Below are 14,095 nucleotides of genomic sequence, written 5' to 3'. Positions count from 1 at the left end.
CGAAAAACATTAGCTTTGACCGCTCTAAAATAGTGAAAATTTAAAACGATGAACCCGTCTGCACCTGATTGGATTTTAAAATTTCTAAATCTTTTCGATAAGAAAGACCTTCTCGTGCCTTTTAAAAACGAACAAACATTTTATACAGCACTAAAGGAAACAGGTTTTATTTATGGGGTTTCGGTTTCCGCTTTGCCAAAGAAATCGCTTGGCAATTTAAAACTTACCAAGGAGGAACTCACCAAAATAAATCTTTTTCACGCGTTATTCTATCAATTTTACGAAAAAAATAAATCTGCAACCAATAATGAGGCAATAAATAGCATTATATTATTCTACGAACATCTTGAAAAAAGGAGGGCTAGTTTTTTTAAAAAGTTTTCACTTGCACAAAGTCCATCAAATGTGTTGGAACATATTCTGTCCACAAGATTGCAGGAGGCAAACACTTTGTTGAAGAAAAACACAGTTTCGCTTTTAACTTATTCGCTGCTATACTTAGATGTCTTAGCCTATAAACAGTGGCTTTTAGATCCAACTTCTGCTAAAAATTATTACAAGCAACTGGAAACTGCAGCACTTACCGGTTGTTTTTACACTTTAAAGTCGAAAAGCGTTAAAACCAAATACGACAAGCTTTTAATTGAACTTTTTGAAACTTCTTCCGAATATATTATTGACGAAACTGATGGCGGAGTGGCTACCTTTTTAGACAGTTTAAACTATTTAAAAAGTAACGAAGATTCTTTAGAAAAAAACTATTTGTTGGATTTGTGTTGCCTCACCGTTTATGAAGATTTGAAGATGGACGAAGTGGAGCACCAGTTTTTGCAACAATTATTGGTTACACTCAATCTCTCAAAAAAAGAATTGCAAAGCAGCCTTTTGGCGCTAATTTCATTTTCACAAAAATATACCGAAAAGATACTGCTCTTTGAATATTCGCATCCAGTAAAACAATTTTACAAGCAATCTGCTTCAACAGTGAAGCTTTTAATTATTCGAAATAAAGATCGTTTGGCGCGCGAACTGGAAGAAAGTGGCGAATTGGTTGTGCTATTAGGACACTCAACGGTTCGCGATTTAACCGCGGAAGAAAAATCGAAAGTGAAAGAACAATTGCTGGATGTTTGCAAAACAATTCCATCGCTTACTATTTTCCTACTTCCCGGCGGGACCGTGCTTTTACCACTTTTAGTGAAATTTATTCCCAAACTTTTACCTTCGTCTTTTCAGGAAAATAGAATAGACAGATTTAATAATGAAGATTAGCTTATTCTAACCACAGTTTAAAGTCCTTCACGCGTTCGCGGGCAACAATTACTTCCTGCTCTTTATAACTGTTCAGTTTCAGTTGAAGCCGAGAGTTTGTATATGAAATTATATCTTTTATTGAATTGATGTTTATATAGAATTTGCGACTTATTCTGAAAAAAGTTTCGGGTGAAAGTTCGTTTTCCAATTGCTCCAAAGTCGTTTCCAAAAGATAATCACGGCCATCAATGGTGTGTGCATACGTTCCTTTATTTTCGGAATAAAAACACTCAATTTCATCTACCGAAATCATTTTAATGTGCTGACCAATTTTGGTTGTAAACCTCTTTTTATACTCGCGTTCAACAGGATTTACAAGTAGTTTTTTTATGTCCTCAAAATTTAATTGAACATTTTTAGGGTTGGGTTTAAAGGTTTTGTATTTTTCAACGGCGGTTTGCAATTCTTCTTCATCTATAGGTTTCAGTAAATAATCGATGCTATTTAGTTTAAATGCCTGTAACGCGTATTCATCAAATGCAGTGGTGAAAATAATGGCGCTGTTTACTTCAACGGCATCAAAAATTTCGAAAGAAAGACCATCGCTTAACTGGATGTCGAGAAAAATTAAATCGGGGTGTTCGTTATTATGAAACCATTCCACCGCTTCGCCAACGCTGTGCAACATTTGGCTTACAGTTACTTCCTGTTTTTCTAACATACGCTGAAGGTAACGTGCGGAAGGCTTTTCGTCTTCAATGATTAATACGTTCATTTGGTTGTTAATTCGTTATTTCGAAAAATTTGATATTTATTTTTTTGGAATTTATTTTCAAGGTTGTTCTTCCTCCAAAAATTGTTTTATTTTCTTCTCTTCCCACTTAGTTAAAAAATTATTTTTAAACTTCATTACGTACAAAACATACAAAGCGTGAAAGACCAATCCAATCCCCCAAAAAAAGAGGGTTACGTAATTACTCCATTGTTTAAAGTCTATTTCTTGCGCGTTAAAAACATTTGCAGAAACGAGGATAATTCCTGTATTAATAAGAATAAAAACTACCAAATGACTGTAAAATTCCTTTAGTGTTTCTACTTTTTTCTTCGCTCTTAAATATGCCAAACTTTTTTGCGTTTCCATTTTTATAGTTTGTTTTTAATCTTCTTTTAAAAAATTTTTCAATTGTTTTTCTTCCCAGTTTTTAATAAACTTCAATTTATATTGAAAGACTTTTGCGGCGTGAAAGAGTAAGCCAATTCCCCAAAATATGGGGACTATTAAAATATTCCAATCTACCCAATCTATAAAATTTTTATCTGTAACCTGATTCTGAAAAAACTGCAATATGTTTCCACGAACTATAAATAAAAAAATATTTACAATACTGTAAAACATCAAATGATTGTAAAAACCTTTGAGTGCTTCTACTCTGTTTCGAGCATTTTTCAATTTTATATCTACAAGATTTTCCATCTTATTCCCAGTTGTTTTTATTGGCTTTTTCTTCCTCTTCCATAAACTGCTTCATTTTTCTCTCTTCCCAGTTTTTATTAACAAAAGGCGTCCATTTAAAGGCTTTCACGGCTTGAAAGAAAATACCAATTCCCCATCCAAAAGCGGCCCATAAAAACCAAGGGTTGCGCAGTTCGTTTACGTAATAATTTAAACCTGCCAAAGCGCAGATAAACACAACGTAAAACATAAGACTGGTGTAGAATTTTTTTATCTCTGCCACCCGTTTTTTGGCTCTGTAATACTTATTATCCTTCTCTTCAATTTCCATAATTGGTGTTGTTTTAATTACAGTATAAAAATACTCAAGATTGAATGGTTAAAAAAAATGAAGCTACCCAACTGTATATTTATTAGTGCGAACTGTAATTTATTCGTCTTTATCCATTAATTCGCGGATTTTACGTTCTTCCCAATTTTTTCCGAAGAACGGATTGTAATCAAACGTTTCGGCAGCATGACCTGTAACGCCCATGCCCCACCCCACAATTGGGAAAATAGCCCACGGAAATCCTGCTCTGGAAATATAATTTAAGTAAATAAAAACTGGTACAAATAGTAGATATATGGTCAAGTGCAAATAAAAACCCTTTAGTTTTTCAACCCGTTTTTTGGCAAGTCTGTATTTTTTTTCTGAAATAAATGTTTGTGATGTGTTCATAATTTTAATGTTTTCTCCCAAAATTGGAATTGAAATACGAAACTCCCTTTGGGTATTTTTAATAGCAACAGGACGTTCGGTTAAAAGCGAATACCTATCGCGAATGTTGCGCAAACCAACGCCAGTACTCTCCTTTAAAACCTGCTTTGGTTGCCTGTTATTGGTGACAATTAAGCTGCCATTTTCTTCCGAAATAGTTATGTAAAGCTTTTTCGATGGCATAACTTGATTGTGTTTTACAGCGTTTTCCAACAATAACTGAAGCGATAACGGAACCACTTTCGCTTGCGGATTCTCTAATTTTTCAGGCATTGTGAAAACGATACTATCTTCAAACCGAACTGCCAAAAGCGACATATAAAGTTTGGCGAAATTCAGTTCCTCTTCCAACGTTACCAGCTCCTTGCTTTTTTGTTCCAAAACATAGCGATATACTTTTGAAAGTGAAGTTGTGAAACGCGTTGCGGCTTCGGGATTTTCTTCAATCAAACTGGTAAGCACATTTAAACTGTTGAAAAGAAAATGCGGATCCAATTGATTTTTTAGTGCATCAAACTTTGCCGAAGCAGTTCCGGCAATAATTTTTTGTGCTGTTACAATAGATTGCTGCTTGTTTCGATAATAATAATACGTGTAAAATGCAGCGGTAACTACAACCGAAATAATAAACGAAATGTAATAATACGCAACCTTTTCAGCAGCAAGAAATTCTGAAAAACTTCTTCCTTCAATAAGTACTTCGGTGATTATGCGAATAAAAAATATACCTAAAAGTGTGACGAAAATTCCACCGACAATTCCTTTTAAAAGATTCTTCGTTTTAAAAACTTGATTCGGAAATTTTTCTAGCAAAAACCCAAAATAATATGCATTTGCCATATAAAGAACAACAGCATACAACTGGTTGTAAAGAAACATTATGAGTAGTTCTCTAACGCTTGTAAACTCGTATCCATTGGCGTACTGAATTACGCCAAGTATAATAAATACAAGCGATCCAACCGAAAATGCTTTGAGAAAATCCTTTAAAATTCGCATTGAAATATTTTATTATTTTACTGCGAAGAGACAAAAAATATTTTCATTTTGTATCCTCGCAGCAAGATTTTTAATTGCAGCTTTTTGCTTTAATTTGCTTGGCACGTTCTTCCCCGTAACTTGGGTAAAATTCACCTGCCGGTTTAAAGGTAGCAAAAAGATCTATTGCCCGTTGAATGTCTTTACAATATGGCTCAAGAGACTGGCCAAAATATTTTGCACCGCCCATATCCCACTCGGCCTTTGCCAAAATTATACGCGGATTATCTGGCGCCAGCGCAAGTGCTTTACTGTAAAGTTCTGAAGCTTTTGCAGAATAGGTCATTCCGTATTGTTGCCCGTCGTAAACTATCCAGGCCGTGTACAATTGCGCTTGTAAAACCAACAAATCTGGGTTGTCTTTTGAAATCGCCGTGGCATCGTTTATAAAGTTTTGAGCTTTGTCTAATTGTGCTTTCAATTTAGTGCCGTCTTTTTCGGTAAAACTGTTAATAACGTTTATCTGCGCTACGTAATACGGCGGCAACCAATTATCGGTTTCTGCTACGGCAATGCGTTCAAACACATTGGCGGCTTCCCAAGATTTATTTTCCTGCCAAAGCTGAAAAGCCTTTTGCATTCCTTGTTGATATTTGGTGGGTGCGGATTCAGTATTAACTGCTGAATCAGTTTGTGCCTGCATCACTAAGGCTGTTAAAAAGATGGTGAGGTAAGTAATTACATTTTGCATGATTTTTAAATTTAATTTGTTGGTTATTAGTTTAGTTTTTTAAAGAAGAATCATAATAATTCCTCCTATTAAAAGAAGTGCGCTTATGAAAAGTAAAACGTTTAATGTTTTTACTTTTTTCTGTTTTCTTAAAAGTATACCTAACATTCGTTTTTGTTTTAATAGTTAATATTGAGTTCAAATTTCCTTTAAAACCCTCAGTTATAAAAAATTGATAAACCGAACTGTTGAATTTTACAGATGAATTGTGAATTTTATAAATTATCCAATTGATTATCTTTTCCGTCGTCGCTAATTGTCCAGAAAAAGCCAACAAAAAAGAATTGATCTGCCGCAGGAAGCAACTCCCTTCTCGCAAAGTTTCCGTTTGCATCTGCGGTGTTTGCGTATTGGTATCCATTCACGTTTCTGGTGGCGAAAACATTGTTTACAGACACGTAAAGTATTTGTTGTTGCGACAGCAAATACGCCCAATTTAAACTCACATTATTGTAGCTTTTTGTTTTATTTTGAAGAAATCCGGGAGTGTTCAAATCTGTGTATGTTCGTCCGCTGCCGTATTGGTAGCTGAAACCTATTTGGCTTTTCCAATCGTTAATCCAGTATTTTGCAACTACTGACAGATTGTGTGTATTTGCAAAACTGGGCGTAGCTTCCACAGGATAGTTTTTGTATTTCCGCTCGGTATCTAAATAGGAATAGCTTACCCAATAATCAATGTTTTTCAAAGTTTTATTGTCGCGCCAAAACAAGTCTAAACCTTGTGCGTACCCATCGCCATTATTCTGAAAATTGCTATTTACATTTGGAAATTCGTCGTTGTAAGTTACAAGGTTATTGTACTGTTTTCTATAAACTTCAGCGCGAAAAATTCTGTTGTTTGCTGAGTATTGATAATTCATTATATAATGTTGCGTTTGCTGCGCTTCCAATTTATTTGTGAATTTCAACACATCGCTATCCGGCTGCTGAAAGAAATCGCCGTAAGCCAAAGAAAGCTGACTGTTTTTTCCAGTTTTGTACGCGAAAGAAACCCGCGGCGAAACCGTAAATTCTTTAAACAGTTCGCTGTATTCGCCACGAACACCCAGTTTTAACGCGAGTTTTCGTGAAAATATAATATCAGCTTCAGTAAAAGCTGCCGAAATATTATTGTAAAAACCAAGCATCGCTGCAAAATCGGGATCGTTGTAATTTTCATCGAAATCGGTAATAAATTGTTCCGCGCCAAAATTTAAAATGAAACGATTATTAAAACGTTTTTTCAATTTCAATTTTAAGTGGGCAGAATTTTCAACATCTTTAATCGCTGCTTCATCGATGCCAATTTTAGTGTTTCCGAGCGTGTAACTTCCCCCGCCAAAAATTGTCCAATTGTTGTTTAACATTTTGGTGTAACTGGCGTTGGTGTAAAAGTTTTTGTTATTGAGTTTAAATTGCGCTCCCTCGGGATTATTAATATCTTCCTGTGTAAGTTCAAAGTCCGAAGTATCAAAAGCGCCGTATATTTTCAGCAACCCATCCCCTATTCGCTGACGGAAAACTGCTTCGCCGGAAGCCGTTTCAAAAGGTTTTTTCCAATCGTTTCTATCTGGAAAAAGGACGAAATAAGGAGCCAAATTTATATATGCGGCATTCACGCTTAATGAACTTTTTTTCCACTTTTCGGTATGCCCCAGACTGCCACCAACAGTCATTAGCGCAATATCTGTTTTTTCTTGGCCTGGCTCATCAATTGTGTTTAAAAGTAAAACTGAGGAAAGCGCCTGTCCGTATTCGGCAGAATATCCGCCGGTTGAAAACGTAATGCCGTCAAACAAAAACGGACTGTAACGTCCGCGCGCCGGCACGTTATTGGTCGTTGGCGAATAGGGCGTAAAAACGCGAATTCCGTCTATAAAAATCTGTGTTTCGTCTGCATCGCCACCGCGAACAAAAAGACGCCCGTCTTCGGCAACAGTTGTAGTTCCGGGCAGAGTTTGCAGCGCACCCACAAAATCGCCCAAAGTGCCTGCCGTAGTAACAATATCCAAAGGTTTTAAAACTGAAATTTTGCTATTATCTCCCGCCGAAAAAGAACCTGCGGAAATGGTTACGGTTTCTAAAGAATTCACATCTTCGCGAAGTTGAATTTTAAGATCGTGCATTTTCGCTATGTCTTCGGTAATCTTGGTAGCCTCAAAAGAAACATACGAAACAACTAAGGTTTGTACGCCGGTTTCGGAAGTTTCAAAAGAAAATTTTCCGTTTTCATCTGAAGTGCTTCCGTCGTAAGCACCTTCCAAGTAAACATTTGCGCCATAAATTGGCACTCCTTTAGTGTCTAAAACCATTCCTGAAATATTGGTTTGCGCAAAAAATAAGCTTGGAAAAATAGCGAGTAAAAAAGTATGGACTAAAATTTTCATGTGTTGGTTGATTTAATTTTCAGGTCAAAGGTGAAGTTTCAGTGACTCTTTTCAGAAAAAAACAAACCGAACTGTAAAATTTGAATACCCAATTGTAGTAAAACTTTAAGGTTTTTCTATCAATAAAAGATTTCAGTAAATTGTATCTTCGGAAAAAATAAACGCCAAATGACCGATTCAGAAAAAGTGGATGTTTTCATTGAAAAGCAGACACAATGGAAAGAAAAGTTAAAACAGCTTCGAGAAATTATTAGCCAAACCGAGCTAAAAGAAGAAGTAAAATGGGGCAAACCAACCTATACACTAAACGGTAAATTGGTAGTGGGATTGGCCGAATTTAAAAACCACATGGCGCTTTGGTTTCATCAAGGTGTGTTTTTAAAAGATCCGCACAAAAAGTTAGTTAACGCGCAAGAGGGCGTTACGAAAGCGCTCCGACAATGGCGAATTGAGCCGAAAGACGCAATAGATTCTAAAATTGTTTTGCTATACGTTGAAGAAGCCATCGCCAATTCAAAAGCTGGAAAGGAGTTGAAACCCGTTCGCAAAAAAGAAGTTACAATTCCCCCTCTACTGAAACAGGCTTTTGAAAAAGATGCAACTTTAAAAGCTAATTTTCAAAAACTTACTCCCGGCAAACAACGCGAATATGCCGAATATATAGCCGAAGCAAAGCGCGAAGCAACGCGACAAAACAGATTAGAAAAAAGCATTCCAATGATTAATAATGGCGTTGGACTTCACGATAAATACAAAAACTGTTAATGGCTATAAAACCACATTTTGAGAGGTACACAAAACGACAACTGTGGTTTTATACCCGACGTGCGTTTTGGATCTTGGTAGCTTGGGTGCTAATTTCGAATGTGATGTTTTTTTATGAATTTATCACCTTAAAAAGCAATAGCGTACTGAGTTCTAGTTACGATCTCTTTTCAGCAATAATGGCCAATTTAATTGTTGCAATTTCCGCAGGGCTTATTGGTGGTATTGTTACGGTAAACCTAATGGAGCGCTGGCTTCGGCGTTTGGTTTTTTGGAGGGCGCTGCTCTATTTAATAATTGCATACACAATTACAGCCTTTTTGGTTGGTTCGTTTGGAGCTATTTACATAAAAAGTGAAGAATTAGGAATACCATTTTATTCACTGGAAGTATTATGGGAAACCCGGTATTTCTTTGGCTCGTGGCTCTTTATAAAGAATTATATTATTTGGCTATTTATTGTTTTAACCACTCTTATAGTTTTGATGGTAAACGATAAATATGGTCCCGGCGTTTTCCCTGATTACTTAATAGGAAGATATTTTAGACCCAAGCACGAGCGCCGTATTTTTATGTTTGCAGACATTAAAAATGCCACCGGAATTGCCGAGCGCTTGGGAGAAGAAAAATATTTTAATTTTCTGAAAGATTTTTTTAGGCATATTGCCCCTGCAATTGTACAAACGCGCGGTGAAGTTTATCAATATGTTGGCGATGAAGTAGTTGTTTCGTGGAAAATGAAATGGGGCCTAAAACACGGAAACGCAGTGCAATGTTTTTATAGTATGAAAAAAATCATTGCTTACAAAGCTCCTAAATACCTAAAACGATACGGCGTTGTACCCGAATTTAAAGTTGGACTGCATTACGGGACAGTAATGGTTGGCGAAATAGGACAAATAAAACGCGACATTGCCTTTTCGGGCGACGTTTTAAACACAACTTCACGAATTCAAGCTATGTGCAACGAACTTGATGTGGAAATTTTGGCATCTAAACCGTTCGCAGATATTGCATATAAATTACCCAAAGGAGTAACTAAAAAAGAATTGGGAAAAGAAAAACTTCGCGGCAAAACCGAAGAAATTGAACTTGTAACTTATTTGAAAAAATAGCATTCTTTCTTTTTTCTTTCAAACGTTTCAAATTATAAACTTCTAATTTTCTATTATTATGAAAACAGACAATTACACAAAAACAGTTTTAACCATTATCGCAATTTGCCTAACTATAAATGTTATAAAAGATTTTGATATATTTCCTTCAGCTTATGCCAATTCTAGTGAAAATATAGTTGAAGCGTCAGTAAATACAGTAATGGACGTACGCTTAGTAGACATAAACACCAATGACGAATTGAATGTAAATTTAAAGCGAATTGACGCTTATGAAACGCTAAAAGTTAACCTATCTAAAATTGAAACTTCCGACGCGTTGGACGTTAATATTGATGAAATTGGCGGGGGTTGGGTTTCGCATGGCGAGCCACTTCCAGTAAAAGTACAATAGCTATTTTTAGGGTTTTATATAAATTCTTAACCTTTTTTAAATGGACGAATAATTAATCGCGCGGCACGGTCGTAATTAATGTAACTATAGGTCCAATTAAAAAATGTTACAACTCTATTTCTAAAACCTACCAAAAACCACAGATGGACAAACATCCATAAAAACCAGGCAATAGCACCGCCAAAGTGCAGCTTGCCTATATCAACAACAGCTTTATTTCTACCTACAGTAGCCATGGTTCCTTTATCCAAATATTCAAAAGGTTCCAGGGGAGCACCTTTAAACATTTTTTTAAAATTATCGCCCAATGTTCTCCCTTGTTGGATGGCTGGTTGTGCAACTTGCGGATGTCCTTTAGGGTAATCTTTACTTTCCATTAATGCAATATCCCCCAAAGCATAAATGTTTTTAAAACCTATTATTTTATTAAATTCATCTACGCGATAGCGGTTTGCCCTTTCCACAAGTGCTTCACCATTTATTCCTTTAATAGGTGCGCCCGTAACGCCAGCGGCCCAAATGAAAGTAGCAGTTTCAAAATTTTTACCATCTTTTGTGGTAACTGTTTTACCATCGTAATCGCTTATAAATGTTTCTAAATGTACTTGCACGCCTAACTTCTCGAGAAACTTATGAGCCTTTTTTGAAACCTTTTCACTCATGGGTGGCAATACTCTGTTTTGTCCTTCAATTAGATGGACAAACATTTCATCTTCATCGAGTTCGGGATAATCGTGCTCGAGAATTCCTTTTCTAAATTCTGCCAATGCTCCGGCTAATTCTACGCCCGTGGGGCCGGCACCAGCAATTACAAAATTCAGCAAGCGTTTTCTTTCTCTTTCATCGATTGTTATGTCTGCTTTTTCAATATTTTGAAGCATTAAACTCCGAATGTTCAGCGCTTGCGGCACTGTCTTCATTGGCATACTGTTTTCGGCTATATTTTCATTTCCGAAGTAGTTAGTGCGCGTACCTGTGGCAATAACCAAATAATCGAAATGCAAATTGCCAATAGACGTAGAAATTGTATTGTTTTGGGTATTTATATTTTCAACTTCCGCCATTCTGAAGTGAAAATCGATAGTATCTCTGAAAACCTTCCGAAGCGGATATGCAATGGAATCTGGCTCAAGCCCCGCCGTGGAAACTTGATACAGTAAAGGTTGGAAAGTATGGTAATTATGCCTGTCAAAAAGTACAATTTGAACTTTTGATTTTCGCAGTTTTTTTATGAAAGAAATACCAGCAAATCCGCCACCTACAACTACTATTCGTGGCCGGCCAGTTTCAGGAATATTCATACTGTTTTAATTTTCTATAAAGTTACTCATAACTAGTTTTAGTTAGGGTATTTTTTAGGATTTTTGTAACAAAGTAGCCTAAGTAAATACTAACTATTTAGCAACACTAAAACCATTGAATAAAGAACTGGAACATAGTTTTGTAACCCAATTAGAGGAGAACCAAAACATTGTACATAAAATCTGTAGGTTATACACCAATGACCAGGACGCCCACAACGACCTGTTTCAGGAAATAACCATTCAACTTTGGCGTGCATTTCCCAAATTTAGGGGCGATTCTAAATTTAGTACTTGGATGTACCGCGTAGCATTAAATACTGCTATAACGCTGTACCGAAAATCTAAACGCACAATTAAAACACAGGATTATGAAGGTGTTAGCTTTAAAATTTCCTCGGTTCCTTATGACGATACTGCTGAGCAACAATTGAAACTTATGTACAGCGCGGTTAAAGACTTAAATGATATTGACAAAGCCCTTGTTTTCCTGTATTTAGAAGATAAAAATTATAGAGAAATTTCTGAAACCTTAGGTATTACCGAAGTAAATGCTCGTGTAAAAATGAACAGGATAAAGGAAAAATTACGAACTATTTTAAATCCGTAACTCACTATGGATCAATTAGATTTATTAAAGAAAAAATGGCAAAGCACCGAACAGGAGCTGCCCAGACTATCATATAAAGATATTTACAGTATGTTGCTGAAGAAGTCCTCTTCCATCGTAAAGTGGATTTTTTATATTAGTATTGCCGAAATAATTTTTTGGACTTTTCTCGCGCTACTCGTTCCAGAATCCAGCACTAAATTCACTGATGATATAGGATTACACGACGTTTTGCTAATAGTTAATATAGTGAACTATACAGTATTTGCAGGCTTCATTTTTCTCTTCTACAAAAACTACCGTAAAGTTTCAACAACAGACACCATAAAAGGATTAATGCATAATATTATACGCGTACGAAGAACTGTAAAGTATTTTGTTATTTATAATGTTACCGCTTCGGTAGTATTAATTATAGGCATTAATATTTACTATTATTTAAACCAAGATTTAGTATTTCAATATATGAGGGAAGATTTTGGAGTGGTTAATATTTCTCAAGAAAGATTTATGAATATGTTTTTTGCAATTCAAATTCTCTTTGGCATTGTAATGATTGCATTAGTACTTCTGTTTTACCGTATTGTTTACGGTATATTACTTAGAAGACTTCATAAAAATTATAAAGAATTAGAGAAAATAGAAATTTAGATTAGCGGGCAGTATTCAGTGGTAAGTGGCAGTTGTCCGTAATTTTAAAATTTAATGCTATTAAACCTGTTGAAAGTCCATTTAGCTTTTTTAAACTTTTAATAACGCCATTGTCGTTTTTTGTTTAACTCTTCTTCGCTCTTTAAAACTGAAGAAGGAATAACTTTTAAAAAGGAAGGATGTTGCTCAATGGCATATTCTAATTGCTCAACAATTTTTTCCATCGAATCATTTTCATAATCTATTTCTAATGGCTGCTTTATTTCCATTGTTTGAAGAATACCGCGCTTTTTAATGCGTATTCCCTTTTTGTCAAACGATCTTCTAAAGCCATCAATTACTATTGGCACAACAACGGGTTTATTCTTTTTAATAATATGCGCTGTTCCTCGTCTAATGGGCTTCCAAGGCTTTGTAGTACCTTGAGGAAAGGTAATAACCCAACCGTCATTTAATGCTTTTGTTATATTGCTAACATCGCTCATTTTTACCTGCTTGTTCACTGCCTTTCCTTTTTCGCGCCAAGTGCGTTCAATACTTATAGAACCCGCATAGGCCAAAATTTTGGGCAGCAACCCAGATTTCATTGTTTCTTTAGCCGCAACAAAATAGATATTTAATTTTGGTCGCCATAAATAACCAACGTTTTTTATGCTATCATTTCTGCCGCTCAAACTTGCATTAAATACGTGCAACATAGCCGCAACATCGGCAAAATAGGTTTGATGGTTGCTCACAAATAGCACATTGCTCTCGGGAAGAGTCTTAATAATTTCACTCCCGTGAATTTGCAAGTCGTTAAACCCTTTAAATCGCCTATGGGTTAAAACACCAGCTATTCGAATAAGCCATAGTTTTAGAAAAAGGGAATGTCCAAATGGGTTTTTTTTAAAGAGACTCATTCTTTAGTGGTCAGTTTTCTGTAGTAGTAATCCGATTGTTGATTGGTTATGCAACCTTTTCAATATTGCATTTCAAATTTTGACTTCACAAATATACTAAAATATGCTGTTACAGTACCATTTTAAGCATTTCGCGCACTTCATTTAACATCATTGCCGTAGCTCTCCATACAATGTGTCCATTAAGCGAAAAGGCAGGAACCTCAAGATTGGCTGCGTAAGAGGTAGTTATAATTTGTGAAGTTACATTTACATCATTCATAAAATCTTGTAACGTAACTTCAATTAAGGCCTCCACCTCCTCTTCTTGTGGCACAAATTTGGGTTGTTCGGTAGTAATTCCTAAAAAAGGTTGCACAAAAAAATTGCTGGGTGGAATGTAAATTTCGGTCAGTTTTTTAAGTACTGCAATATTATTTCGGGGAACGCCAACTTCTTCTTCGGTTTCGCGAAGGGCAGCATCCTGTATATTTTCGTCTTCAAGCTCTAGCTTTCCGCCTGGAAAACCTACTTGCGCAGAATGGACGCCTTTATACGTTTTCCGAAGAATTAAAATTAGACGCGTTTCAAAATCTTCCGAAGGATAAAAAAGCGACATTACTCCCGCTCGCTTTGCCGTGTTTATGTTTTTTGCAACTCTTTTCATTTCTTCCAAACGTTCCATCGGTGCCATTTTAAATTGAACCGTTTCGCCGGGAAGTTCCATTTTTGTTACTTTTACAATCCGTTTTTCAAAATCGCGAAAATCCATTT

The 14,095-nt window shown here is 35.9% G+C and carries 16 protein-coding genes; 6 read left to right on the top strand and 10 right to left on the bottom strand.

Annotated features, from left to right (window positions below):
- Window positions 1-48 precede the first annotated feature (48 nt).
- Window positions 49-1,272, top strand: coding sequence for an LETM1-related biofilm-associated protein (locus K8089_RS04695; protein WP_237602129.1), 1,224 nt, complete (start codon window positions 49-51; stop codon window positions 1,270-1,272).
- A 1-nt stretch (window position 1,273) separates the two neighbouring features.
- Here the strand turns inward: K8089_RS04695 and K8089_RS04690 are convergent, their stop codons facing one another.
- The 7 genes from K8089_RS04690 to K8089_RS04660 all read right to left on the bottom strand — a co-directional run bounded on the left by K8089_RS04690 (window position 1,274) and on the right by K8089_RS04660 (window position 7,604).
- Window positions 1,274-2,029 (bottom strand): LytR/AlgR family response regulator transcription factor, encoded by a 756-nt coding sequence (locus tag K8089_RS04690; RefSeq protein ID WP_237602128.1) that lies wholly within the window; start codon window positions 2,027-2,029, stop codon window positions 1,274-1,276.
- 57 nt (window positions 2,030-2,086) lie between these two features.
- The gene (locus K8089_RS04685; protein ID WP_237602127.1) at window positions 2,087-2,395 is read right to left on the bottom strand and encodes a 2TM domain-containing protein; all 309 of its coding nucleotides are present in this window, start codon (window positions 2,393-2,395) and stop codon (window positions 2,087-2,089) included.
- Between the two features lie 15 nt (window positions 2,396-2,410).
- Window positions 2,411-2,728, bottom strand: a complete 318-nt coding sequence (locus K8089_RS04680) for a 2TM domain-containing protein (RefSeq protein WP_237602126.1) — start codon at window positions 2,726-2,728, stop codon at window positions 2,411-2,413.
- A 1-nt stretch (window position 2,729) separates the two neighbouring features.
- Entirely contained in the window at window positions 2,730-3,038 is a 309-nt protein-coding gene (locus tag K8089_RS04675; RefSeq protein ID WP_237602125.1) for a 2TM domain-containing protein, read from the bottom strand.
- Window positions 3,039-3,137: 99 nt separating this feature from the next.
- Window positions 3,138-4,466 (bottom strand): 2TM domain-containing protein, encoded by a 1,329-nt coding sequence (locus tag K8089_RS04670; RefSeq protein WP_237602124.1) that lies wholly within the window; start codon window positions 4,464-4,466, stop codon window positions 3,138-3,140.
- Between the two features lie 70 nt (window positions 4,467-4,536).
- A complete protein-coding gene (locus tag K8089_RS04665) occupies window positions 4,537-5,196 on the bottom strand; it encodes a hypothetical protein (RefSeq protein ID WP_237602123.1) in 660 nt (219 codons plus the stop codon).
- Window positions 5,197-5,450: 254 nt separating this feature from the next.
- A complete protein-coding gene (locus tag K8089_RS04660) occupies window positions 5,451-7,604 on the bottom strand; it encodes a TonB-dependent receptor (protein WP_237602122.1) in 2,154 nt (717 codons plus the stop codon).
- 168 nt (window positions 7,605-7,772) lie between these two features.
- Between K8089_RS04660 and K8089_RS04655 the strand changes: the two genes are divergently transcribed.
- The 3 genes from K8089_RS04655 to K8089_RS04645 are packed head-to-tail and all read left to right on the top strand — an operon-like array spanning window position 7,773 to window position 9,878.
- Complete coding sequence (locus tag K8089_RS04655) at window positions 7,773-8,369, top strand: YdeI/OmpD-associated family protein (protein ID WP_237602121.1); 597 nt, start codon at window positions 7,773-7,775, stop codon at window positions 8,367-8,369.
- The gene (locus K8089_RS04650; RefSeq protein ID WP_237602120.1) at window positions 8,369-9,484 is read left to right on the top strand and encodes an adenylate/guanylate cyclase domain-containing protein; all 1,116 of its coding nucleotides are present in this window, start codon (window positions 8,369-8,371) and stop codon (window positions 9,482-9,484) included. The genes K8089_RS04655 and K8089_RS04650 overlap by 1 nt, the downstream gene beginning before the upstream one ends.
- A 58-nt stretch (window positions 9,485-9,542) precedes the next feature.
- Window positions 9,543-9,878: a hypothetical protein gene (locus K8089_RS04645; protein WP_237602119.1), complete on the top strand. Its 336-nt coding sequence runs from the start codon at window positions 9,543-9,545 to the stop codon at window positions 9,876-9,878.
- Between the two features lie 26 nt (window positions 9,879-9,904).
- On the opposite strand, the gene K8089_RS04640 is transcribed toward K8089_RS04645, so the two are convergent.
- Window positions 9,905-11,179, bottom strand: coding sequence for an NAD(P)/FAD-dependent oxidoreductase (locus tag K8089_RS04640; protein ID WP_237602118.1), 1,275 nt, complete (start codon window positions 11,177-11,179; stop codon window positions 9,905-9,907).
- A 115-nt stretch (window positions 11,180-11,294) separates the two neighbouring features.
- On the opposite strand from K8089_RS04640, the gene K8089_RS04635 reads away from it, so the two are divergent.
- The gene (locus K8089_RS04635) at window positions 11,295-11,789 is read left to right on the top strand and encodes an RNA polymerase sigma factor (protein ID WP_237602117.1); all 495 of its coding nucleotides are present in this window, start codon (window positions 11,295-11,297) and stop codon (window positions 11,787-11,789) included.
- Between the two features lie 6 nt (window positions 11,790-11,795).
- Window positions 11,796-12,440, top strand: coding sequence for a hypothetical protein (locus tag K8089_RS04630; RefSeq protein WP_237602116.1), 645 nt, complete (start codon window positions 11,796-11,798; stop codon window positions 12,438-12,440).
- A gap of 98 nt (window positions 12,441-12,538) precedes the next feature.
- On the opposite strand, the gene K8089_RS04625 is transcribed toward K8089_RS04630, so the two are convergent.
- Together K8089_RS04625 and K8089_RS04620 are read right to left on the bottom strand one after the other, a co-directional pair.
- Window positions 12,539-13,342 (bottom strand): lysophospholipid acyltransferase family protein, encoded by an 804-nt coding sequence (locus tag K8089_RS04625; protein WP_237602115.1) that lies wholly within the window; start codon window positions 13,340-13,342, stop codon window positions 12,539-12,541.
- Window positions 13,343-13,451: 109 nt separating this feature from the next.
- Window positions 13,452-14,093 carry an NUDIX hydrolase gene (locus tag K8089_RS04620; RefSeq protein ID WP_237602114.1) on the bottom strand — a complete coding sequence of 214 codons (642 nt, stop codon included), beginning with the start codon at window positions 14,091-14,093 and terminating at the stop codon, window positions 13,452-13,454.
- Window positions 14,094-14,095: the final 2 nt, after the last annotated feature.

Origin of the sequence: Aequorivita vitellina (genome assembly GCF_022008365.1) — a bacterium.
Classification (GTDB): domain Bacteria; phylum Bacteroidota; class Bacteroidia; order Flavobacteriales; family Flavobacteriaceae; genus Aequorivita; species Aequorivita vitellina.
The sequence above is the reverse complement of the archived record's forward strand: the minus strand, read 5'-3'. Positions and strand labels throughout refer to the sequence as shown.

Bases quoted from the DNA above. Each gene is read 5' to 3' on its own strand.
- K8089_RS04695 (WP_237602129.1), top strand. From the start codon at position 49: ATGAACCCGTCTGCACCTGATTGGATTTTAAAATTTCTAAATCTTTTC.
- K8089_RS04690 (WP_237602128.1), bottom strand. From the start codon at position 2,029: ATGAACGTATTAATCATTGAAGACGAAAAGCCTTCCGCACGTTACCTT.
- K8089_RS04685 (WP_237602127.1), bottom strand. From the start codon at position 2,395: ATGGAAACGCAAAAAAGTTTGGCATATTTAAGAGCGAAGAAAAAAGTA.
- K8089_RS04680 (WP_237602126.1), bottom strand. From the start codon at position 2,728: ATGGAAAATCTTGTAGATATAAAATTGAAAAATGCTCGAAACAGAGTA.
- K8089_RS04675 (WP_237602125.1), bottom strand. From the start codon at position 3,038: ATGGAAATTGAAGAGAAGGATAATAAGTATTACAGAGCCAAAAAACGG.
- K8089_RS04670 (WP_237602124.1), bottom strand. From the start codon at position 4,466: ATGCGAATTTTAAAGGATTTTCTCAAAGCATTTTCGGTTGGATCGCTT.
- K8089_RS04665 (WP_237602123.1), bottom strand. From the start codon at position 5,196: ATGCAAAATGTAATTACTTACCTCACCATCTTTTTAACAGCCTTAGTG.
- K8089_RS04660 (WP_237602122.1), bottom strand. From the start codon at position 7,604: ATGAAAATTTTAGTCCATACTTTTTTACTCGCTATTTTTCCAAGCTTA.
- K8089_RS04655 (WP_237602121.1), top strand. From the start codon at position 7,773: ATGACCGATTCAGAAAAAGTGGATGTTTTCATTGAAAAGCAGACACAA.
- K8089_RS04650 (WP_237602120.1), top strand. From the start codon at position 8,369: ATGGCTATAAAACCACATTTTGAGAGGTACACAAAACGACAACTGTGG.
- K8089_RS04645 (WP_237602119.1), top strand. From the start codon at position 9,543: ATGAAAACAGACAATTACACAAAAACAGTTTTAACCATTATCGCAATT.
- K8089_RS04640 (WP_237602118.1), bottom strand. From the start codon at position 11,179: ATGAATATTCCTGAAACTGGCCGGCCACGAATAGTAGTTGTAGGTGGC.
- K8089_RS04630 (WP_237602116.1), top strand. From the start codon at position 11,796: ATGGATCAATTAGATTTATTAAAGAAAAAATGGCAAAGCACCGAACAG.
- K8089_RS04625 (WP_237602115.1), bottom strand. From the start codon at position 13,342: ATGAGTCTCTTTAAAAAAAACCCATTTGGACATTCCCTTTTTCTAAAA.
- K8089_RS04620 (WP_237602114.1), bottom strand. From the start codon at position 14,093: ATGGATTTTCGCGATTTTGAAAAACGGATTGTAAAAGTAACAAAAATG.